Origin of the sequence: Pseudomonas sp. LSJ-87 (genome assembly GCF_032971465.1) — a bacterium.
Taxonomy (GTDB): Bacteria; Pseudomonadota; Gammaproteobacteria; order Pseudomonadales; family Pseudomonadaceae; genus Aquipseudomonas; species Aquipseudomonas putida_Z.
Genome location: NZ_JAWJYQ010000030.1, coordinates 23,200 through 45,247, shown reverse-complemented (window position 1 = coordinate 45,247; position 22,048 = coordinate 23,200). Strand labels below are relative to the sequence as shown.

Below are 22,048 nucleotides of genomic sequence, written 5' to 3'. Positions count from 1 at the left end.
ATGAAAGCCCATGAAATCGCTTACGGTCAGCGCCTGCTGCGCGGCCAGGCGCCGTCCTACGAGCGCCTGCAGGCGCGCCTGGCCGGCGATGGCAGCCAGCCCCACGACCAGCCGCGCGCCGTGCATTGCGGCTGGGGCCGGCTGCTGATCGGACACACCTACCCCAACCCGGCCGACCTCGCCGCCGACCTGCTGGAAGAACGCCCCGGCGAGCGCGACATCGCCTTGTACGTGGCCGCGCCCCAGCAGCTGCTGGCCCAGGCCCCGCAGCAACTGTTTCTCGACCCGTCCGACACCCTGCGCCTGTGGTTCACCGACTACCGCCCGGCGCAGCGGGTGTTCCGCGGCTTCCGCGTGCGCCGGGCGCAGAACCCGGGCGACTGGCAGGCGATCAACACCCTGTACCAGGCGCGCGGCATGCTGCCGGTCGACGCCGAGCTGCTCACCCCTCTGCATCTGGGCGGCCCGGTGTACTGGCTGGCCGAGGACGAAGACAGCGGCGCGGTGATCGGCAGCGTCATGGGCCTGAACCACGCCAAGGCGTTCGACGACCCCGAGCACGGCAGCAGCCTGTGGTGCCTGGCGGTAGACCCGCACTGCACCCGCCCCGGCGTGGGTGAAGTGCTGGTGCGCCACCTGATCGAACACTTCATGAGCCGTGGGCTGGCCTACCTGGACCTGTCGGTGCTGCACGACAACCGCCAGGCCAAGCGCCTGTATCAGAAACTGGGTTTTCGCAACCTGCCGACCTTCGCGGTCAAGCGCAAGAACGGCATCAACGAGCAGCTGTTTCTGGGGCCGGGGCCTCAAGCCGACCTCAACCCGTACGCACGCATCATCGTCGACGAGGCGCTGCGCCGGGGCATCGAGGTACAAGTGGACGATGCCGCCGGCGGCCTGTTCACCCTCAGCCTGGGCGGGCGCCGCATTCGCTGCCGTGAGTCGCTCAGCGACCTGACCAGCGCCGTGACCATGACCCTGTGCCAGGACAAGCGCCTGACCCAGCATGCCCTGCACAATGCCGGGCTGCAGGTGCCGGCGCAGCAACTGGCCGGCAATGCCGACGACAACCTGGCGTTTCTCGACGAGCATGGCGCGGTGGTGGTCAAGCCGGTCGATGGCGAGCAAGGCCAGGGCGTGGCGGTGAACCTCACCTGCATCGACGACATCACCCACGCCGTGGCGCATGCTCGCCAGTTCGACAGCCGCGTGTTGCTGGAAAGCTTCCATGCCGGGCATGACCTGCGCATCGTGGTGATCGGCTACGAAGTGGTCGCCGCAGCCATCCGTCACCCGGCGCAGGTGCTGGGCGATGGCAAGCACAGCATCCGCCAGCTGATCGATGCCCAGAGCCGTCGGCGCCAGGCCGCAACCGGTGGCGAAAGCCGCATTCCGCTGGACGACGAAACCGAGCGCACCCTGCGCGCGGCGGGCTTTGGCTACGACGACGTGTTGCCCGCCGGCCAGCGCCTGGCCGTGCGACGCACCGCCAACCTGCACACCGGCGGCACCCTGGAAGACGTGACCGAACGCCTGCACCCGGTGCTGGCCGACGCCGCCGTGCGCGCTGCACGGGCGCTGGAGATCCCGGTAGTGGGGCTGGACTTCATGGTGCGTGATGCCGGGCAACCGGAGTACGTGATCATCGAGGCCAACGAGCGTGCCGGGTTGGCCAACCATGAACCGCAACCGACCGCCGAGCGTTTTATCGACCTGCTGTTTCCGCATAGCCGGCCTTTGGCGTAACCGCTGCTGGCCTCTTCGCGGGTAAACCCGCTCCCACAGGGACCCCACAAGTATCGAGGGCTGTGGTGGACCTGTGGGAGCGGGTTTACCCGCGAAGAGGCCGGCACAGGAGTAAAGGAGTCCCCAACCATGTCCGACCGACATCCCGAACCCGATCTCGACTACCTCAAGCGCGTGCTGCTGGAGATGCTCGCCATCCCCAGCCCCACCGGTTTCACCGACACCATCGTGCGCTATGTGGCCGAGCGCCTGGACGAGCTGGGCATCCCCTTCGAGCTGACCCGCCGCGGCACCATCCGCGCCACCCTCAAGGGCCGCCAGACCTCACCTGACCGCGCCGTGTCCGCTCACCTGGACACCATCGGCGCCAGCGTGCGCCAGTTGCAGGACAACGGCCGCCTGGCCCTGGCACCGGTCGGATGCTGGTCCAGCCGCTTCGCCGAAGGCAGCCGGGTCAGCGTGTTCACCGATACCGGCGTATACCGGGGCAGCGTGCTGCCGCTGATGGCCAGCGGGCATGCCTTCAACACCGCCATCGACCAGATGCCGATCAGCTGGGAGCACGTTGAGGTACGCCTGGACGCCTACTGCGCCACCCGCGCCGACTGCGAGGCGCTGGGTGTAAGCATCGGTGATTTCGTTGCCTTCGACCCGCTGCCCGAATTCACCGAAAGCGGCCACATCAGCGCCCGCCACCTGGACGACAAGGCCGGCGTGGCAGCACTACTGGCGGCGCTGAAAGCCGTGGTGGAAAGCGGCCGCCAACCGTTGATCGACTGCCACCCGCTGTTCACCATCACCGAAGAGACCGGCTCGGGAGCGGCTGGCGCCCTGCCCTGGGATGTCAGCGAGTTCGTCGGCATCGACATTGCCCCGGTGGCGCCCGGGCAGGCCTCCAGCGAGCATGCGGTGAGCGTGGCCATGCAGGACTCGTCGGGGCCTTACGACTACCACCTGTCCCGGCACCTGCTGAAGCTGGCCGGCGACCACGACCTGCCGGTGCGGCGCGATCTGTTCCGCTACTACTTCAGCGATGCCCATTCGGCAGTGACGGCGGGGCACGATATTCGTACCGCGCTGGTGGCCTTTGGTTGCGATGCCACCCATGGCTACGAGCGCACACACATCGACAGCCTGGCGGCGTTGAGCCGCTTGTTGTCGGCGTACCTGCTGAGCCCGCCGGTGTTCGCCAGTGATTCGCAGCCGGCCAATGCGTCGTTGGAGCGCTTCAGCCATCAGCTTGAACATGATGCGCAGATGGAAAGCGATACGCGGGTGCCGGCGGTGGATAGCCTGGTTGGCAACAAGGGCTGAGGGCCCTGGGGCTGCTTTGCAGCCCAATCGCCGGCAAGCCAGCTCCCACAGGATCACCACAGGCCCAGGCTTTGTGCTGTCCCTGTGGGAGCTGGCTTGCCGGCGATTGGGCCGCAACGCGGCCCCAAAATCCCGAATGTTTCGCGTAGCATGCCCCCACCAACACCCTAGGCAACGCCCACCATGCTGATCCCCTACGACCAACTGCAAGCCGAAACCCTGACCCGCCTGATCGAGGACTTCGTCACCCGTGACGGTACCGACAACGGCGACGACACCCCGCTGGAAACCCGCGTGCTGCGGGTGCGCCAGGCATTGGCCAAGGGCCAGGCGTTCATCCTGTTCGACCTGGAAAGCCAGCAGTGCCAGTTGCTGGCCAAGCATGATGTGCCCCGCGAGCTGCTCGACTAGCAGGCCTGGCCTCTTCGCGGGCTCGCCCGCTCCCACAGGAATTTCACAAGTCTGAGAGCGGTGCAGTACCTGTGGGAGCGGGCGTGCCCGCGAAGAGGCCGGCACAGGCAACATCAAACCCTGCGGGCTTTGGCCTGCTGCCCTTCCTTGATGCGCTTGTACACCTCGGCCCGATGCACCGGCACCTGCCGTGGTGCATCCACGCCAAAGCGCACCACCCCGTCCCGCGTTTCCACGACCATGATCCGAATGTCATCACCAATCACGATGATCTCTCCCACTTCGCGCCCTATTACCAGCATGCTCCGATCCTCCAGCGAAAGGGAAAACCGGAGCCTGCCTTGACGGCATAGGGCTACTCAATAGCTCTGCCGTGTTTCAGAAGCGCCCTACATTTCCAGGTAACTTTCCTTACAGACGAATCATCGCGACTGAGCCTTGGCCCGCATTTTCACCGCCATTTCAGCCATCTCGTCGTACAGCCGCTCAGGGGCCTGGCGCTTCAGTTGCCAGGCCTGGCGCCCGGCCTCATGGGGCAGGATCAGGAACTCGCCAGCGGCAACCTGCCGGTGGATGTACTCGGCGATGTCCGCCGCATTGATCGGCGAGCCTTCCAGCAGCTTGCCAACCTGGGCTTTCATCGCCGGGTTCGGCCCGCGGAACGAGTCCAGCAGGTTGGTCTGGAAGAACGACGGGCACACCACATGCACCGCCACCTCCAATTGGCGTAGCTCGACCAGCAGGCTTTCCGACAGGGCCAGCACGCCGGCCTTGGCCACGTTGTAGTTGCTCATGCCCGGGCCCTGCATCAGCGCGGCCATCGAAGCGATGTTGATGATCCGCCCCTTGCTGCGCTCCAGCAGCGGCAGGAAGGCCTTGCAGCCCTTGACCACGCCCATCAGGTTGACCGCGATCTGCCAATCCCAGTCTTCCAGCGACAGTTCGGCGAAGAACCCGCCCGAAGCGACGCCGGCGTTGTTGACGATCACGTCGATACCACCGAACTGTTCGGTGCAAGCCTGGGCCAGGGCGGTGAGCTGGCTGTAGTCGCGCACATCGCAACGCTGGACAAAGCCTTCGCCGCCAGCTGCGCGGGCCAGCTCCAGGGTTTCGCGCAGGCCGGCTTCGTTGACATCGGCCAGCGCCAGGCGCCAGCCCTCACGCGCCCAGCGCAGGGCGATCTCGCGACCGAGGCCGGATCCGGCGCCGGTGATCATGATGCGGTTTTGCATGGTGGCTGGCCTTGTTCTGATGGGTTGTGCAACCAGTCTAATCAAGGCCTGGGGGGCAGGCAGGGTTCATCAAGGTAGTGAATGGAGGGGCATGACTGTGTGGTCAGTACCGGCCTCTTCGCGGGTAAACCCGCTCCCACAGGATCATCACAAGCCTGAGGGTTGCGCTGTCCCTATGGGAGCGGGTTTACCCGCGAAGAGGCCGGCACTGGCAACCATTCAAATGGAATCTTTAACGTTCACCACCAGTCCTTATATACAAGAGGCCAGCAGTCCGAGGCCCTTGACCCTCAACCACGCAAGGACTCCGTCATGACCACGATTCTCATCATCATCCTGATCCTTCTGCTGATTGGTGGCTTACCGGTCTTCCCGCACTCACGCAGCTGGGGCTATGGCCCGTCCGGCATCATCGGCGTGGTGCTGGTAGTTCTGCTGGTTTTGTTGCTACTAGGCATGATCTAGCAACGAAAACACAAAAAAAACCGCGCCGAAGCGCGGTTTTTTCATTGCCGGAAGGATCAGTGCGAAACAGCACCCGAAGCGCCCAGGCCAGTCTGCGAACGCACGAACTGCGGGAAGAACAGCGCACGTTCGTCTTCGGCAGCCTTGGACTTGTCGGTGACCGAGAAGAACCAGATACCGACGAAGGCGATCAGCATCGAGAACAGCGCCGGGTACTCGTACGGGTAGATCGGCTTCTCGTGGCCGAGGATCTGCACCCAGATGGTCGGGCCGAGGATCATCAGCGTCACCGCGCTCACCAGGCCCAGCCAACCGCCGATCATGGCGCCGCGGGTGGTCAGCTTCTTCCAGTACATCGAGAGCAGCAGTACCGGGAAGTTGCAGCTGGCCGCGATGGAGAACGCCAGGCCGACCATGAAGGCGATGTTCTGCTTCTCGAACAGGATGCCCAGGCCGATCGCCAGTACGCCCAGGGCGACGGTGGTGATCTTCGACACGCGGATCTCGTCCTTGTCGTTGGCCTTGCCCTTGCGCCATACACTGGCGTACAGGTCGTGGGACACCGCCGAAGCACCGGCCAGGGTCAGGCCGGCAACCACTGCCAGGATGGTGGCAAAGGCAACAGCCGAGATGAAGCCGAGGAACACGCTGCCACCCACGGCATTGGCCAGGTGCACCGCTGCCATGTTGTTGCCACCCAGCAGGGCGCCAGCGGCGTCCTTGAAGTCCGGGTTGGTGCTGACCAGCAGGATGGCGCCAAAGCCGATGATGAAGGTGAGGATGTAGAAGTAGCCGATGAAGCCGGTGGCGTACAGCACGCTCTTGCGCGCTTCCTTGGCGTCACTGACGGTGAAGAAGCGCATCAGGATGTGCGGCAGGCCGGCGGTACCGAACATCAGCGCCAGGCCCAGCGAAAACGCCGAGATCGGGTCCTTGACCAGGCCGCCCGGGCTCATGATCGCCTCGCCCTTGGCGTGCACCTTGATCGCTTCGGAGAACAGGGTGTTGAAGTCGAAGCCCACGTGCTTCATCACCATCAGCGCCATGAAACTGGCACCGGACAGCAGCAGCACGGCCTTGATGATCTGTACCCAGGTGGTGGCCAGCATGCCGCCGAACAGGACGTACAGGCACATCAGGATACCCACCAGGATCACCGCCACGTGGTAGTCCAGGCCGAACAGCAGCTCGATCAGCTTGCCGGCACCGACCATCTGTGCGATCAGGTAGAACGCCACCACCACCAGCGAACCGGAGGCCGACAGGGTGCGGATTTCCTTCTGCCCGAGGCGGTACGAGGCCACGTCGGCGAAGGTGTACTTGCCCAGGTTGCGCAGGCGTTCGGCGATCAGGAAGAGGATGATCGGCCAGCCGACCAGGAAGCCGATCGAGTAGATCAGGCCGTCGTAGCCAGAGGTGAACACGAGTGCGGAAATACCCAGGAACGAGGCGGCCGACATGTAGTCACCGGCAATCGCCAGGCCGTTCTGGAAGCCGGTGATCTTGCCACCGGCGGCGTAGTAGTCCGACGCCGACTTGTTGCGCTTGGAGGCCCAGTAGGTGATGCCGAGGGTGAAGGCGACGAAGGCCACGAACATGGCGATCGCGGAGACGTTCAGCGGTTGCTTCTGCACCTCGCCGGTCAGGGCATCGGCGGCCCACACGGCGGGTGCGAAGGCTCCGCAGGCCAGTACGGCCAGGGCTTTGGCGTGGCGAATCATTGTTGCGCCTCCTTCAGGATGGCCTTGTTCAGCTCATCGAATTCGCCGTTGGCGCGGCGTACGTAGATGGCGGTCAGGACGAATGCCGAGACGATCAGGCCGACGCCCAGGGGAATACCCCAGGTAATCGACGACTCAGGGCTGAGCTTGGTGCCCAGAATCTGAGGACCGTAGGCGATCAGGAGGATGAAGGCGCAGTACAGGCCGAGCATGATCGCCGAGAGAATCCAGGCGAACCGTTCGCGTTTGGTGACCAGCTCCTTGAAGCGGGGGCTGTTTTGTATCGAGAGGTAAATGCTGTCGTTCATTGTTTTTGTCCTAGCAGCACAGATAGGGGTGGAACCCACGACCCTTACTTTATGCGGCTATCGGACGCCAACCAGACGACCTTAGTCTTAGATGCAACGGTGTTTTACCGGTTGCGTAACAAAGTGATGGCCCATTCGCGGGTAAACCCGCTCCCACAGGGGTATCACCAGCCCGGAAGGCAGTGATATCCCTGTAGGAGCGGGTTCACCCGCGAAGCAGCAAAACTGGCCCTGACAGGTTGTTATTTGCCAGTCCACTCCTTCACACGCTCAGGATGCTTGGCCACCCAGTCCTTGGCCGCCGCTTCAGGCTTGGCGCCTTCCTGGATAGCCAGCATCACTTCGCCAATCTCGTCCTTCGACTGCCAGTTGAACTTCTTCAGGAACTCCGCCACTTCCGGGGCCTTGGTGGCCAGTTCCTTGCTGCCGATGCTGTTCACGGTTTCCGCGGCGCCATACACGCCTTTCGGGTCTTCGAGGAACTTCAGTTTCCACTTGGCGAACATCCAGTGCGGTACCCAGCCGGTCACCGCAATCGACTGCTGCTTGGCATAGGCACGGCCCAGTTCCGCAGTCATCGCCGCGCCAGAACTTGCCTGCAGCTTGTAACCGGTCAGGTCGTAGTCCTTGATGGCCTGGTCGGTCTTGAGCATTACGCCGGAGCCGGCGTCGATGCCGACGATCTTCTGCTTGAAGGTGTCGTCGGTCTTGAGGTCGGCGATGCTCACCGCCTTGACGTACTCAGGGACGATCAGGCCGATCTTGGCGTCCTTGAAGTTCGGGCCGTAGTCGACCACGTTGTCCTTGTTCTTGGCCCAGTACTCGCCATGGGTCACCGGCAACCAGGCCGACAACATGGCATCGAGCTTGCCGGTTGCCACGCCCTGCCACATGATCCCGGTGGCCACGGCCTGCAACTTCACGTCGTAGCCGAGCTTCTGCTTGATCACTTCGGCGGCCACGTTGGTGGTCGCCACGCTGTCAGCCCAACCATCCACGTAACCAATGCTGACTTCTTTGGCCATTGCCTGTGCCGCACTCATGGCCAGTACCATGGCGGTGCCCACACCCAGGAAACGTCGCATTCTTGTAATAGCAGCCATCAAAGCATCCCCTCGTCAGGTCTCGGAATTTGCATCATCGTCCTGCAACAATAGTCGACCTGCTCCAGCTACGACCTGTAGCCGCCCCATATGCGACAGCACTATGCCATTAGCGCCATCGGCCTGCGCCGACCTGCGCGATCCTTGCATGCCAAAGGTTTGGCGCCGGGCTACTATCTACCCTTTTGCGCCTGACGATGGACCGCCCGATGCCCAGTTCTACCCGCCTGCTGCTGCCGTTGTACCTGCTTGCCTGCCTGCTCGCCCTGCTCGGGCTCGGAGGGCTCTGGTACGGGCTTGGCAAGCCGGTGCAACTGCCCGACGCGGCCAGCCCGACGCACAAGCTGCAATGCGCCTCGTACACCCCGTTCGACAAGGACCAGTCGCCCTACGACCAGCCGTTGCGCCTGCGCCCGGCGCGCATGGATGCCGACCTGGCGTTGCTGGCCGAGCGTTTTCAGTGCATCCGTACCTATTCCCAGACCGGTCTTGAGGCAATCCCGGCGCTGGCACGCAAGCATGGCCTGAAGGTGATGCTGGGTGCCTGGGTCAACGCCCACCCGGCCGACACCGAGAAAGAAATCGAGCTGCTGATCGCCGCCGCCAATGCCAACCCCGACGTGGTCAGCGCGGTGATCGTCGGCAACGAGACGCTGCTGCGCAAGGAAGTGACCGGCGCGCACCTGGCCACGCTGATCGCCCGGGTGAAAAGCCAGGTCAAGGTGCCGGTGACCTACGCCGATGTGTGGGAGTTCTGGTTGCAGCACCCGCAGGTGGCGCCTGCGGTGGACTTCCTGACTATCCACCTGCTGCCTTACTGGGAAGACGACCCGCGTGGCATCGACGAAGCCCTGGCCCATGTCGCCGATGTACGCCGGGTGTTCGGCACACGCTTCGCGCCGAAGGACGTCCTGATAGGCGAAACCGGCTGGCCCAGCGAAGGCCGCCAGCGCGAAACCGCGGAGCCCAGCCGGGTCAACGAGGCGCGCTTCATTCGCGGGTTCGTGGCCATGGCTGAAAGCAACGGCTGGCACTACAACCTGATCGAGGCGTTCGACCAGCCATGGAAGCGCGCCAATGAGGGGGCGGTCGGCGGCTACTGGGGGCTTTACGATGCCGACCGGCAGGACAAGGGCGTACTCGAAGGGCCGGTGAGCAACCTGCCTTACTGGCCGCAGTGGTTGCTGGCCAGTGCCCTGCTGATGGTGCTGATGCTGATGCTTGCCGGGCGCCCCGCCACCCCGGCGGCGGCCATGCTGCTGCCGTTGCTGGCGGCGTTTGGGGCAAGCTGCCTGGGGCTTTGGGGCGAGTTGATGCGCACCCATGCGCGCTTTGCCGGGGAGTGGCTGTGGGCGGTGCTGCTGGCAGGGCTGAACCTGCTGGTGCTGGCCCATGCCGTGCTGGCCCTGGCGCGGCGCACGGGCTGGCGCGAGCGCCTGTACGCCTGGCTGCAGGCGCGGGCCGGCTGGCTGTTGCTGGCAGCGGGTTTTGCCGCGGCGGTGAGCATGCTGGCGATGGTGTTCGACCCACGCTATCGCAGCTTCCCCAGCGCAGCGTTGGCATTGCCGGCGCTGGTGTTTGCACTGTGGCCGGTGCCGGCGCGGCGGGCGGAGGTGGCGTTGCTGGCCTTCATCGTCGGTGCCGGGGTGGCGCCGCAGTTGTTTGTGGAAGGGTTGGAGAACCAACAGGCCTGGGGGTGGGCCGGGGTGAGTGTGCTGATGACCGCAGCCTTGTGGCGGAGCTTGCGCCTGCGCCCGGCCTGATATCCTTGGGACCGCTTCGCGCTCCATCGCAGGCAAGCCAGCTCCCACAGGAGTTATGCTGCCTATCAAATCGGCGCGGTCCCTGTGGGAGCTGGCTTGCCTGCGATGGGCCGCAAAGCGGCCCCTTTCAGCCTTACTCCGGCGACCTGACCAGCCGCAACCCCGCCAGCACCAGCGCGAACACGGCAATACTGGCGGTATACAGCACCAGTGCCGGCACCGCGAACACCAACGCCACCACTGCCAGCCACCAGCCGCCACGCCCTGCAACCAACTGCGCCAGCAGCGCCAGCCCCAGCCCGCCCCAGGCCATCACCTGAAGATGAATGCCCAGCCCCAGCAACGACCGTACCTCACACTGCCAGTACGCCGCCGGCGCCGTGCACAGTCCCACCCACTGCCCGTCCTCCATCAGCCCGTAGCGCACGCCATAACTGGCAGCAAGCCAAAGCCCCAGAAACAGCACAAGCAGCGCAGCCGGCAGCGAACGAGACATCCAGTTCTCCAATAGCGGAAATCGAAAGCATCCATGATCGCTTATGCCCAGTTGTAAGGCAAAATCACATCCCTGCAGCTATGTTGCAGATAACAAGCACACCAAAGACCACCGCACCTGGCAACTTTGCCCGGCCCGTTGTGGTCCTAGCCTGCACACTGCTCGACCTTGCGTTCTTTTGGGGGATTACATGCTTCGATCTTTGCGCCTCGCTGCCTTGCTCGGCGGCCTGCTCATGGCTGTGGCCGCTTCGGCGCGGGATATCGACGCCGCAAGCTATGGCTACCCCTTGACCAACCCGTTCGAGGCAACCATCGCCACCACGCCGCCGGACCAGCGACCCACCCTGCCCGGCGACGACGAAATCAGCCAGTCCGACTACAGCCTCAACCTGCGCCCGGACCGTGAGTTCACCCTGCCCGACAACTTCTGGGCAGTGAAGAAGCTCAAGTACCGCCTAGCCCGCCAGGACCACGAGGCGCCGCTGATCTTCATCATCGCCGGCACCGGTGCGCCCTACACCAGCAGCATCAACGAATACCTGAAAAAGCTGTTCTACCAGGCCGGCTTCCACGTGGTGCAGCTGTCCTCGCCCACCAGCTACGACTTCATGAGCGCCGCCTCGCGCTTCGCCACCCCAGGCGTCAGCCAGGATGATGCCGAAGACATGTACCGGGTGATGCAGGCCGTGCGCGCCCAGCACCCGCGCCTGCCGATCAGCGAGTTCTACCTCACCGGCTACAGCCTGGGCGCACTCGACGCTGCCTTCGTCAGCCACCTGGACGAAACCCGCCGCAGCTTCAACTTCAAGCGGGTGCTGCTGCTGAACCCGCCGGTCAACCTGTACACCTCGATCAACAACCTGGACAAGCTGGTGCAGACCCAGGTCAAGGGCATCGACCGCAGCACCACCTTCTACGAGCTGATGCTGGCCAAGCTGACCCGCTACTTCCAGGAAAAGGGCTACATCGACCTCAATGAAGCCCTGCTGTACGACTTCCAGCAGTCACGCCAGCACCTGTCCAACGAGCAGATGGCCATGCTGATCGGCACCTCGTTCCGCTTCTCGGCGGCCGACATTGCCTTCACCTCCGACCTGATCAACCGCCGCGGCCTGATCATTCCGCCGAAGTTCCCGATCACCGAGGGCAGCAGCCTCACGCCGTTCTTCAAGCGTGCCCTGCAGTGCGACTTCGACTGCTACATGACCGAGCAGGTCATCCCCATGTGGCGCGCCCGCACCGACGGCAACAGCATCCTGCAACTGGTCAACCAGGTCAGCCTGTATGCGCTGGAAGACTACCTTAGCAGCAGCGACAAGATCGCCGTGATGCACAACGCCGACGACGTCATCCTCGGCCCCGGTGACATCGGCTTCCTGCGCAAGGTGTTCGGTGAGCGCCTGACCCTTTACCCCCATGGCGGCCATTGCGGCAACCTCAATTACCGCGTCAACAGTGACGCCATGCTGGAGTTCTTCCGTGGTTAACAAACTCCTCTTCGCCACTGCCCTGTTCGCCGCCGGCCAGGCCCTGGCCGCCGAAACCGCCCCCCGGGCCAGCGTGATCGAGGCCGACCCGCAAGTCACCGAGGCACCACTGGCGCCCGAGGCCGATGGTTTCGTCGACCCGTTGCGCGAGCTGAAATTCAACCCGGGGCTGGACCAGCGCGAGTTCGAGCGCTCCACCCTGCAAGCGCTGAACGTGTACGACCCGCTGGAGTCGATCAACCGGCGCGTCTATCACTTCAACTACCGCCTGGACCAATGGGTGCTGCTGCCGATGGTAAGCGGCTACCAGTACGTCACCCCACGCTTCGTGCGCACCGGGGTGACCAACTTCTTCAACAACCTGGGCGACGTGCCGAACCTGTTCAACAGCGTGTTGCAGTTGAAGGCCAAGCGCTCGGCGGAGATCACCGCGCGGCTGATGTTCAACACCATCATCGGCGTGGGTGGGCTGTGGGACCCGGCGACCAAGATGGGCCTGCCGCGGCAAAGTGAAGACTTTGGCCAGACCTTGGGCTTTTATGGCGTACCGGACGGGCCGTACCTGATGCTGCCGGTGCTGGGGCCGTCGAACCTGCGCGATACCACCGGGCTGGTGGTGGACTATGCAGGCGAACAGGCGATCAACTACCTGAACGTGGCCGAAGCCAGCAGCGACCACCCGGAAATTACCGTGCTGCGCGTGGTGGACAAGCGCTACAGCACCAAATTCCGCTATGGCCAGCTCAACTCGCCGTTCGAGTACGAGAAGGTGCGGTATGTGTATACCCAGGCGCGCAAGTTGCAGATAGCCGAGTAGGCAAGCCAGGCCTCTTCGCGGGTAAACCCGCTCCCACAGGTATCGTGCGATCCCTGTGGGAGCGGGTTTACCCGCGAAGAGGCCGGCACAAGCAACATCAAATCCCCAGGAACTGGCAAAGCTCCCGCTTCTTGGCCAAGGCATCCTTTCGCCCCAGCTCTATCAGCTCGCTGCAGTAACTGGCCTCGAACAGCAAATAGCTCAACACCCCCGCCCCGCTGGTACGTGTCGCCCCCGGCCCGCGCAGGAACATGCGCAAGGCCGCCGGCAACTCGCGCCGATGCCGCGCGGCAATTTCGTCCAGCGGCTGGCTGGGCGCCACCACCAGCACGTCGATTGGCGCCAGGCCCAGGCGCCGGGCGTCAAGGTGCGCCGGCAACAGGTGGCTCAGGTGGTTGAGGCGCTGCAGCAGCTCGATGTCGTCTTCCAGGCTGTCAATGAACGTGCTGTTGAGCATGTGCCCGCCGATCTGCGCCAGGCTCGGCTGCTGGCCGCTGAACACGCGCTGGGTCGGCAATGGTGGCGCCGGCCGCTGCGGGTTGCCGCTGACCCCGACTACCAGTACCCGGCTGGCACCCAGGTGCAGGGCCGGGCTGATCGGCGCCGACTGGCGTACCGCGCCATCACCGAAATATTCGTCGCCCAGCCGCACCGGGGCGAACAGTAGCGGGATGGCCGCGCTGGCCAGCAGGTGGTCGATGGTCAACGGCGTGGGCATGCCGATGCGGCGGTGGCGCAACCAGGCTTCGATGGTGCCGCGCCCTTGGTAGAAGGTCACCGCCTGGCCGGACTCGTAGCCAAAGGCGGTCACCGCGACGGCGCGCAGTTGCTCGGCGGCCAGGGAGTGGGCGATACCGTCCAGGTTCAGGTGCGCCTGCAGCAAGCCGCGCAATGGGCTGCTGTCCAGTAGCGCCACTGGTGCCGGGCCGCCCACGCCCAGCAGGTTGTGGGCGACGAAGCGGCTGGCCTGGCGGACCACACCGGGCCAGTCGCTACGGATGACCAGGTGGCTGCGGAAGTTCTGCCAGAAGGCGGTGAGCCGTTGTACGGCATCGTTGAAATGAGTGGCGCCGCTGGCCAGGGTGACGGCGTTGATGGCGCCGGCGGAGGTGCCGACGATGACCGGGAACGGGTTGTGCGCGCCAGCGGGCAGCAGCTCGGCGATGCCGGCCAGCACGCCGACCTGGTAGGCAGCGCGGGCGCCGCCGCCAGAAAGGATAAGACCGGTTACCGGGGGTGGGGCCATAGGAGTCCTTCCTGGGGTTGGTGTGCTTTCAGGCCCGGCCTATTCGCGGGCTTGCCCGCTCCCACAGGACCGCACAATGCCCGGCCCTGCGGGGAACCTGTGGGAGCGGGTTCACACGCGAATAGGCCTGCACAGGCAAAAGAAAATTCAGCGCTTCTTCTTGTCATACAGCCGCGGCTCCCCTTCGGGCCGCGACTTGAACCGGCGGTGCGCCCACAGGTACTGCTCGGGGCATTCGCGCAACACGCTTTCCACCCACTGGTTGATGCGCAGGCAGTCAGCCTCTTCGCTCTCCCCGGGGAAGTCCGCCAGCGGCGGGTGGATCACCAGGCGATAGCCACTGCCATCCTCCAGGCGCTTCTGGGTGAACGGAATCACCTGCGCCTTGCCCAACCGAGCAAACTTGGTGGTGGCAGTCACCGTCGCCGCCGGGATGCCGAAAAGTGGCACGAACAGGCTCTGCTTGGCGCCGTAGTCCTGGTCGGGTGCGTACCAGATCGCCCGGCCCGAACGCAGCAGCTTGAGCATGCCGCGCACGTCCTCGCGCTCCACCGCCAGCGAGTCGAGGTTATGCCGCTCGCGGCCGCTGCGCTGGATGAAGTCGAACAGCGGGTTGCCGTGCTCGCGGTACATGCCGTCGATGGTGTGCTGCTGGCCCAGCAGCGCGGCGCCGATTTCCAGGGTGGTGAAGTGCACCGCCATCAGGATGGCCCCCTGCCCCGCCTGCTGGGCGGCCTGCAGGTGCTCCAGCCCCTCGACATGGGCCAGGCGCGCCAGCCGGGCCTTGGGCCACCACCAGCTCATGGCCATTTCGAAGAAGGCGATACCGGTGGAGGCGAAGTTGGCCTTGAGCAGGCGCTGCCGTTCGTCGACCGACAGCTCCGGGAAGCACAGCTCCAGGTTGCGCGCGGCAATGCGCCGCCGCTCACCGGCAAAGCGGTACATCACCGCTCCCAGCGCGGCACCGACTTTCAACAGGACCCGGTACGGCAACTGGACCACCAGCCACAGCAGGCCCAGGCCCAGCCACAGGCCCCAGAAACGTGGGTGAAGGAAATAGGGACGAAAACGCGGGCGTTCCATTGAAGCTTCCGGAAAGACAAAGGCCGCGCATTCTACAACGGATCAGCGCATGTTGCGGGCAACCGGTCTTATCGTTATAAGTCAGGGCACTTTTTTCGCAACAAGCCGTCTATGCAGACCATGAGCCCAAACCACACACCCGACACCGCCTCCGTGTTCCAGCTCAAGGGCAGCATGCTCGCCATTACAGTGCTGGAACTGGCGCGCAATGACCTTGAAGCCCTCGACCGCCAACTGGCGGCCAAAGTCGCCCAGGCACCGAACTTCTTCAGCAACACGCCGCTGGTGCTGGCGCTGGACAAGCTGCCGGCCGACGAGGGGGCAATCGACCTGCCCGGCTTGATGCGGATCTGCCGCCACCACGGCCTGCGTACCCTGGCCATCCGCGCCAACCGCATCGAGGACATCGCCGCCGCCATCGCCATCGACCTGCCGGTGCTGCCGCCATCCGGCGCCCGCGAACGGCCGCTGGAGCCCGAACCCGAGGTGAAGAAGCCCGAGCCGGCCCCTGTCCCGCCGCCAATCCTCGAACCCGAGGTGCGCCCGACCCGCATCATCACTTCGCCAGTACGTGGCGGCCAGCAGATCTACGCCCAGGGCGGCGACCTGGTGGTGACCGGCTCGGTCAGCCCGGGGGCGGAACTTCTGGCCGATGGCAACATCCATGTGTACGGCGCCATGCGCGGCCGCGCCCTGGCCGGCATCAAAGGCAATACCAAGGCACGTATCTTCTGCCAGCAGATGACCGCCGAAATGGTTTCCATCGCCGGCCAGTACAAGGTATGCGAAGACCTGCGCCGCGACCCGCTGTGGGGCACTGGCGTGCAAGTCAGCCTGTCTGGCGACGTGTTGAACATCACCCGTCTTTAACGGATACTTGCCAGCATTTTTAGTGCAACTTTTCTTACCGTTGCCGTTTATTTGTATTTTTGCAGGGACTTGTGTCCCGATTATTTTAGGGGTGAAACACCTTGGCCAAGATTATCGTGGTTACTTCCGGCAAGGGGGGTGTGGGCAAGACCACCACCAGCGCCGCCATTGGTACCGGCCTCGCACTGCGTGGCCACAAGACCGTCATCGTCGACTTCGACGTGGGCCTGCGTAACCTCGACCTGATCATGGGCTGCGAACGCCGCGTGGTGTACGACTTCGTCAACGTGGTCAACGGCGAAGCCAACCTGCAACAGGCCCTGATCAAGGACAAACGCCTCGAGAACCTGTACGTGCTGGCCGCCAGCCAGACCCGTGACAAGGACGCGCTGACCCAGGAAGGCGTGGAAAAGGTCCTGATGGAGCTGAAGAAAGACTTCGACTTCGTCATCTGCGACTCGCCGGCCGGTATCGAGAAAGGCGCACACCTGGCCATGTACTTTGCCGACGAGGCCGTCGTGGTCACCAACCCCGAGGTGTCCTCGGTACGTGACTCCGACCGCATGCTGGGCATCCTGTCGAGCAAGTCGCGCCGCTCCGAGAACGGCGAAGAGCCGATCAAGGAACACCTGCTGATCACCCGCTACCACCCGGAGCGCGTGGAAAAGGGCGAAATGCTGAGCATCGCCGACGTCGAAGAGATCCTGGCGATCAAGCTCAAGGGTGTGATCCCCGAGAGCCAGGCAGTGCTCAAGGCTTCCAACCAGGGTATCCCGGTCATCCTCGACGACCAGAGCGATGCCGGCCAGGCCTATAGCGATACCGTCGACCGTCTGCTGGGCAAAGAAAAGCCCCTGCGGTTCATCGAAGTGCCGAAGCAAGGATTCTTCGCGCGCCTGTTTGGAGGCAAGTAAACCATGAACCTTTTTGACTTCTTTCGTGGCAGACAGAAAACTACCAGCGCGTCGGTAGCGAAAGAGCGTCTACAGATCATCGTGGCGCACGAGCGCGGCCAACGCAGCGAACCGGACTACCTGCCAGCGCTGCAGAAAGAACTGCTGGAAGTGATCCGCAAATATGTGAACATCGGCAACGATGATGTGCATATCGAGCTGGAAAACCAGGGTAGCTGTTCGATTCTGGAGCTGAACATCACCTTGCCGGATCGCTGATTTCGCGACCAGGCCTGGATCATTGGGGCTGCTTTGCAGCCCATCGCCGGCAAGCCAGCTCCCACAGGGTTCGCGCTGTACCTGTGGGAGCTGGCTTGCCGGCGATGGGCCGCAAGGCGGCCCCAGTGTTTTCCCCGATATAACCGAGACCAAGCAATGCCGCTGTCCAACATCCAGATCCTGCACGAAGACGCCGCCATCCTGGTGATCAACAAACCGACCCTGCTGCTGTCGGTACCCGGCCGCGCCGAGGACAACAAGGACTGCCTGATCACCCGCCTGCAGGAAAACGGCTACCCCGACGCGCTGATCGTGCACCGCCTGGACTGGGAAACTTCCGGCATCATCCTGTTGGCCCGGGATGCCGACAGCCACCGTGAGCTGTCGCGCCAGTTCCACGACCGCGAAACCGAAAAGGCCTACACCGCGCTGTGCTGGGGCCAGCCGGCGCTGGACAGCGGCAGCATCGACCTGCCGTTGCGCTACGACCCGCCGACCAAGCCACGGCATGTGGTGGACCACGAACAGGGCAAGCATGCGCTGACCTTCTGGCGCATCGTCGAGCGCTGCGGTGATTACTGCCGGGTAGAGCTGACACCGATTACCGGGCGTTCGCACCAGTTGCGCGTGCACATGCTGTCGATCGGGCACCCGCTGCTGGGCGACCGGCTGTATGCCAACCCCGAGGCACTGGCTGCCCACGAGCGGCTGTGCCTGCATGCCTCGATGCTGAGCTTTACCCACCCGGTGTCCGGGGAGCGGTTGAAGTTCGAGTGCCCTGCGCCCTTCTGATTGTGTACAGCCTGTACTGGCCTCTTCGCGGCTAAAGCCGCTCCCACAGGGACCGCACCACTTTCGACGGTTGTGCAGTACCTGTGGGAGCGGCTTCAGCCGCGAAGAGGCAGACACAATTTGTCGACCTAATACGCTAAACTCGCGCCACTGCTGTCTGGAGTGAGCTATGCGCGACGTACTGAATTCTGGCCTTATCGACTTCCTCAAGGCCTCCCCCACGCCCTTCCACGCCACCGCCAGCCTGGCCCAGCGTCTGGAAGCTGCCGGCTACCAGCGCCTGGACGAGCGCGACAGCTGGGCCACAGTGCCTGGCGGCCGCTACTACGTCACCCGCAACGACTCGTCGATCATCGCCATCAAGCTGGGCAAGCAGGCACCGTTGCTGAACGGTATCCGCATGGTCGGCGCCCACACCGACAGCCCGTGCCTGCGGGTCAAGCCGCAGCCCGAGCTGCAGCGCCAGGGCTTCCTGCAGCTGGGCGTCGAAGTGTATGGCGGCGCCCTGCTGGCGCCCTGGTTCGACCGCGACCTGTCGCTGGCCGGCCGGGTCACCTACCGCCGTGACGGCAAAGTCGAAAGCCAGCTGATCGACTTCAAGCTGCCGATCGCGGTCATCCCCAACCTGGCAATCCATCTGAACCGCACCGCCAACGAAGGCTGGGCGATCAACCCGCAGAACGAGCTGCCGCCGATCCTGGCCCAGGTAGCAGGTGACGAACGCATCGACTTCCGCGCCCTGCTCACCGAGCAACTGGCCCGCGAGCACGAACTGATCGCCGATGTGGTGCTGGATTACGAGCTGAGCTTCTACGACACCCAGGACGCCGCGCTGGTCGGCCTGAACGGCGACTTCATCGCCGGTGCGCGCCTGGACAACCTGTTGTCGTGCTACGCCGGCCTGCAGGCCCTGCTGGCCGCCGACAGCGACGAAACCTGTGTACTGGTGTGCAACGACCATGAAGAAGTCGGCAGCTGCTCGGCCTGTGGCGCCGACGGGCCGATGCTGGAGCAGACCCTGCAACGCCTGCTGCCGGATGGCGACGCCTACGTGCGCACCATCCAGCGCTCGCTGATGGTGTCGGCCGACAACGCCCACGGCGTGCACCCCAACTACGCCGACAAGCACGACGGCAACCACGGGCCCAAGCTCAACGCCGGGCCGGTAATCAAGGTGAACAACAACCAGCGCTACGCTACCAACAGCGAGACCGCCGGGTTCTTCCGCCACCTGTGCATGGCCGAGGAAGTGCCGGTGCAGAGCTTCGTGGTACGCAGCGACATGGGCTGTGGCTCGACCATCGGGCCGATTGCAGCCAGCCACCTGGGCGTGCGTACGGTGGATATCGGCTTGCCGACCTTTGCCATGCATTCGATTCGCGAGCTGTGCGGCAGCCATGACCTGGCGCACCTGGTGAAGGTGCTGAGCGCCTTCTACCGTTGCCGCGAGTTGCCTTGATGCTTTGATGTAGCCAGGACCGGCCTCTTCGCGGGCTCGCCCGCTCCCACAGGAGCATCACAGCATTCAAGGCCTGTGCAGTACCTGTGGGAGCGGGCATGCCCGCGAAGAGGCCGGGCCTGCTCAAGGTCAATCCCGCTTCGCCCGCTACCCGCTATGCTTGTTACATGGCCCCACTGCAAAAGGATTGCTGTCCATGTCCCCGTTCCTGTCCCTGTTCGTGCCGGTGTTTCTGTTCCTGATGTTGCTGACCATCGGTTTCAGCCTGCGCGAGCGCAACATCGGCGTACTGATGATGTGGATCGGTACCTTGGGCATCTTCGGCCTCACCTGCTGGAAGATCCTCGAGAAACTGCCGTCATAAACCTCTACACTCGGCCAATCGTTTGACCTGAGGTAGTTTTGCCAGTGCCTGCCCTCCTGCGTTGCCTGTTCCTGCTGCTGTTCCTGTTTGTCACCCCGCTACAGGCTGCGGGCCTGCCAGGCCTGCTGGGTGGCAGCGCGCCCGCGCAGCCAGAGGCCAGCGAACCGCTGGGCAAGTCGCTGGACGAGGTGATCAAGAACCTGGAAAACGACCAGCAGCGGGCCAAGCTGCTGGCCGACCTGAAAAAGCTGCGCGACGCCACCAGGCAATCGCAACCCACCGTCGAACAGGGCGTGCTCGGCCTGATCGGCGGCGCCCTGCATGACTTCGAAAAGCAGTTCAGCGGCGATGCCAGCCCGTTCCATCGCTGGGCCGCGGAAATCGAACAGGCCCAGGCCGAACTGACCGAGTTGATGGTGCCGGTGCACCAGTGGCCGGCCATCCTGTTCGGCTTTGCCGCCGTCATTGCCGTCTGGAGCGTGCTGGCCTACGTCTTCAACTGGGTCGGGCATCGGGTACGCCTGCGTTTTGGCCTGAGCGAGGAACTGCCACAGCACCCGCGCACCTGGGACCTTGTGCGCTTTGCCCTGCGCAAGCTGGGCCCGTGGCTGGTTGCGCTGTTGTTCACCGTGTACCTGAGCTTCGTGCTGCCGCCGTCGCTGGGCAAGTCGCTGGCCATGGTGCTGGCCTACGCACTGGTGGTCGGCACCTGCTTCTCGGCCATCTGCGTGATCGCCTTCTCGCTGCTCGACGGCCCCCACCGCCACCGCGCCCTGCACATCCTGCGCCACCAGGCGTTTCGCCCGCTATGGCTGATCGGCAGCTTCGCCGCGTTTGGCGAAGCGATGAGCGACCCGCGCCTGATGGTCGCCCTCGGCACCCACCTGGCCCACGCACTGGCCACCCTGGCCAACGTGATTGCGGCGCTGTGCACCGGGCTGTTCATCCTGCGCTTCCGCCGCCCGATCGCCCACCTGATCCGCAACCAGCCACTGTCACGGCGCCTGACCCGGCGCACCCTCAGCGACACCATCGAGATCCTCGGCAGCTTCTGGTTCGTGCCGGCACTGATCCTGGTGGCGATTTCGCTGTTCGCTACCTTCATCTCGGCCGGCGACACCAGCACCGCCCTGCGCCAGTCGCTGATGTGCACGGTGCTGGTGGTGGTGTGCATGGTGCTCAACGGCCTGGTGCGCCGCCACGCCGCCAACCCCAAGCGCGCCAACAAGCGCCAGGCGGTGTATGCCGAGCGCCTGCGCAACTTCGGTTACCTGCTGGTGCACCTGTTCATCTGGCTGGTGTTCATCGAGCTGGGGCTGCGCGTGTGGGGCCTGTCGATGATCAGCTTCGCCGAAGGCGACGGCCACGACATAAGCGTGCGCCTGCTGGGCCTGGCCGGCACGCTGATCGTCGCCTGGCTGGTGTGGATCCTTGCCGACACCGCCGTGCACCACGCCCTGGTGCGTTCGCGCCGAGGCCTGGCCAACGCCCGCGCGCAAACCATGATGCCGTTGATCCGCAACGTGATGTTCGTGGTCATCTTCATCATCGCGGTGATCGTCGCCCTGGCCAACATGGGCATGAACGTCACCCCGCTGCTGGCGGGTGCCGGTGTGATCGGCCTGGCCATCGGCTTTGGTGCGCAGTCACTGGTGGCCGACCTGATCACCGGGCTGTTCATCATCATCGAGGACTCGCTGGCCATCGACGACTACGTCGATGTGGGTGGCCACCTGGGCACGGTGGAGGGGCTGACCATCCGTACCGTGCGCCTGCGTGACATCGACGGCATCGTGCATACCATCCCGTTCAGCGAGATCAAGAGCATCAAGAACTACTCGCGCGAGTTCGGCTACGCGATCTTCCGCGTGGCGATCCCGCACAGCATGAACATCGACCAGGCGATCACGCTGATTCGCGAAGTTGGGCAGAAGCTGCGCAACGACCCGCTGATGCGCCGCAACATCTGGTCGCCGCTGGAGCTTCAGGGGGTGGAGAGCTTCGAGTCGGGGTCGGCGATATTGCGGGCGCGGTTCAAGACTGCGCCGATCAAGCAGTGGGAGGTTTCGCGGGCGTTCAACCTGGCGTTGAAGCGGCAGCTGGATGAGGCGGGGCTGGATTTGGCCACGCCAAGGTTGTCAGTGCAGGTAGTGACTGCCGGTTCCTCCAGTTAGGGCCTCTTCGCGGGTGAACCCGC

22 protein-coding genes are annotated in these 22,048 nt (G+C 64.3%); 14 read left to right on the top strand and 8 right to left on the bottom strand.

Annotated features, from left to right (window positions below; translation table 11 throughout):
• From ngg to RYH74_RS18510, 3 genes are all read left to right on the top strand, one after another.
• A complete protein-coding gene (gene ngg / locus RYH74_RS18520; RefSeq protein ID WP_075044049.1) occupies positions 1-1,746 on the top strand; it encodes an N-acetylglutaminylglutamine synthetase in 1,746 nt (581 codons plus the stop codon).
• A gap of 129 nt (positions 1,747-1,875) precedes the next feature.
• Entirely contained in the window at positions 1,876-3,060 is a 1,185-nt protein-coding gene (locus tag RYH74_RS18515) for an osmoprotectant NAGGN system M42 family peptidase (RefSeq protein ID WP_025338084.1), read from the top strand.
• A gap of 183 nt (positions 3,061-3,243) precedes the next feature.
• Positions 3,244-3,471, top strand: coding sequence for a YheU family protein (locus RYH74_RS18510; protein ID WP_003252629.1), 228 nt, complete (start codon positions 3,244-3,246; stop codon positions 3,469-3,471).
• A gap of 113 nt (positions 3,472-3,584) precedes the next feature.
• Here the strand turns inward: RYH74_RS18510 and csrA are convergent, their stop codons facing one another.
• Both csrA and RYH74_RS18500 read right to left on the bottom strand, forming a co-directional pair.
• Positions 3,585-3,773, bottom strand: coding sequence for a carbon storage regulator CsrA (gene csrA / locus RYH74_RS18505; RefSeq protein ID WP_025338083.1), 189 nt, complete (start codon positions 3,771-3,773; stop codon positions 3,585-3,587).
• A gap of 120 nt (positions 3,774-3,893) precedes the next feature.
• Complete coding sequence (locus RYH74_RS18500) at positions 3,894-4,703, bottom strand: SDR family oxidoreductase (RefSeq protein ID WP_085692402.1); 810 nt, start codon at positions 4,701-4,703, stop codon at positions 3,894-3,896.
• A gap of 312 nt (positions 4,704-5,015) precedes the next feature.
• On the opposite strand from RYH74_RS18500, the gene RYH74_RS18495 reads away from it, so the two are divergent.
• A complete protein-coding gene (locus RYH74_RS18495; RefSeq protein ID WP_013971433.1) occupies positions 5,016-5,168 on the top strand; it encodes a DUF3309 family protein in 153 nt (50 codons plus the stop codon).
• 56 nt (positions 5,169-5,224) lie between these two features.
• On the opposite strand, the gene RYH74_RS18490 is transcribed toward RYH74_RS18495, so the two are convergent.
• From RYH74_RS18490 to RYH74_RS18480, 3 genes are all read right to left on the bottom strand, one after another.
• A complete protein-coding gene (locus tag RYH74_RS18490) occupies positions 5,225-6,889 on the bottom strand; it encodes a cation acetate symporter (protein WP_013971432.1) in 1,665 nt (554 codons plus the stop codon).
• Positions 6,886-7,197 carry a DUF485 domain-containing protein gene (locus RYH74_RS18485; RefSeq protein ID WP_003260090.1) on the bottom strand — a complete coding sequence of 104 codons (312 nt, stop codon included), beginning with the start codon at positions 7,195-7,197 and terminating at the stop codon, positions 6,886-6,888. The genes RYH74_RS18490 and RYH74_RS18485 overlap by 4 nt, the downstream gene beginning before the upstream one ends.
• A gap of 242 nt (positions 7,198-7,439) precedes the next feature.
• The gene (locus tag RYH74_RS18480; RefSeq protein ID WP_025338075.1) at positions 7,440-8,300 is read right to left on the bottom strand and encodes a glycine betaine ABC transporter substrate-binding protein; all 861 of its coding nucleotides are present in this window, start codon (positions 8,298-8,300) and stop codon (positions 7,440-7,442) included.
• Positions 8,301-8,497: 197 nt separating this feature from the next.
• On the opposite strand from RYH74_RS18480, the gene RYH74_RS18475 reads away from it, so the two are divergent.
• Complete coding sequence (locus tag RYH74_RS18475; protein WP_317409871.1) at positions 8,498-10,063, top strand: beta (1-6) glucans synthase; 1,566 nt, start codon at positions 8,498-8,500, stop codon at positions 10,061-10,063.
• 133 nt (positions 10,064-10,196) lie between these two features.
• Here the strand turns inward: RYH74_RS18475 and RYH74_RS18470 are convergent, their stop codons facing one another.
• Positions 10,197-10,559, bottom strand: coding sequence for a hypothetical protein (locus RYH74_RS18470; RefSeq protein WP_084785071.1), 363 nt, complete (start codon positions 10,557-10,559; stop codon positions 10,197-10,199).
• Positions 10,560-10,749: 190 nt separating this feature from the next.
• On the opposite strand from RYH74_RS18470, the gene RYH74_RS18465 reads away from it, so the two are divergent.
• Positions 10,750-12,048 (top strand): serine/threonine protein kinase, encoded by a 1,299-nt coding sequence (locus RYH74_RS18465; RefSeq protein WP_025338072.1) that lies wholly within the window; start codon positions 10,750-10,752, stop codon positions 12,046-12,048.
• On the top strand, positions 12,041-12,865 hold the full coding sequence (locus RYH74_RS18460; RefSeq protein ID WP_085589961.1) for a VacJ family lipoprotein: 825 nt from the start codon (positions 12,041-12,043) through the stop codon (positions 12,863-12,865). Before RYH74_RS18465 ends, RYH74_RS18460 begins: the two co-directional genes overlap by 8 nt.
• Positions 12,866-12,962: 97 nt before the next feature.
• Here RYH74_RS18460 and RYH74_RS18455 read toward each other — a convergent pair whose 3' ends face one another.
• On the bottom strand, positions 12,963-14,111 hold the full coding sequence (locus RYH74_RS18455; RefSeq protein ID WP_317409870.1) for a patatin-like phospholipase family protein: 1,149 nt from the start codon (positions 14,109-14,111) through the stop codon (positions 12,963-12,965).
• Positions 14,112-14,258: 147 nt separating this feature from the next.
• A complete protein-coding gene (locus RYH74_RS18450) occupies positions 14,259-15,194 on the bottom strand; it encodes a lipid A biosynthesis lauroyl acyltransferase (RefSeq protein WP_024086430.1) in 936 nt (311 codons plus the stop codon).
• A 111-nt stretch (positions 15,195-15,305) separates the two neighbouring features.
• Between RYH74_RS18450 and minC the strand changes: the two genes are divergently transcribed.
• The 7 genes from minC to RYH74_RS18415 all read left to right on the top strand — a co-directional run bounded on the left by minC (position 15,306) and on the right by RYH74_RS18415 (position 22,025).
• Positions 15,306-16,064 carry a septum site-determining protein MinC gene (gene minC / locus RYH74_RS18445; protein ID WP_025338069.1) on the top strand — a complete coding sequence of 253 codons (759 nt, stop codon included), beginning with the start codon at positions 15,306-15,308 and terminating at the stop codon, positions 16,062-16,064.
• 101 nt (positions 16,065-16,165) lie between these two features.
• On the top strand, positions 16,166-16,978 hold the full coding sequence (minD, locus tag RYH74_RS18440) for a septum site-determining protein MinD (protein ID WP_013971423.1): 813 nt from the start codon (positions 16,166-16,168) through the stop codon (positions 16,976-16,978).
• A 3-nt stretch (positions 16,979-16,981) separates the two neighbouring features.
• A complete protein-coding gene (minE, locus tag RYH74_RS18435) occupies positions 16,982-17,236 on the top strand; it encodes a cell division topological specificity factor MinE (protein WP_025338068.1) in 255 nt (84 codons plus the stop codon).
• A gap of 156 nt (positions 17,237-17,392) precedes the next feature.
• Positions 17,393-18,028, top strand: coding sequence for an RluA family pseudouridine synthase (locus RYH74_RS18430; RefSeq protein ID WP_011532730.1), 636 nt, complete (start codon positions 17,393-17,395; stop codon positions 18,026-18,028).
• A gap of 169 nt (positions 18,029-18,197) precedes the next feature.
• Positions 18,198-19,487 carry a M18 family aminopeptidase gene (locus RYH74_RS18425; protein ID WP_025338066.1) on the top strand — a complete coding sequence of 430 codons (1,290 nt, stop codon included), beginning with the start codon at positions 18,198-18,200 and terminating at the stop codon, positions 19,485-19,487.
• 196 nt (positions 19,488-19,683) lie between these two features.
• Positions 19,684-19,851 carry a hypothetical protein gene (locus RYH74_RS18420; protein WP_170929313.1) on the top strand — a complete coding sequence of 56 codons (168 nt, stop codon included), beginning with the start codon at positions 19,684-19,686 and terminating at the stop codon, positions 19,849-19,851.
• Between the two features lie 44 nt (positions 19,852-19,895).
• Entirely contained in the window at positions 19,896-22,025 is a 2,130-nt protein-coding gene (locus RYH74_RS18415) for a mechanosensitive ion channel family protein (RefSeq protein ID WP_317409869.1), read from the top strand.
• The last annotated feature ends 23 nt before the right edge of the window (positions 22,026-22,048 follow it).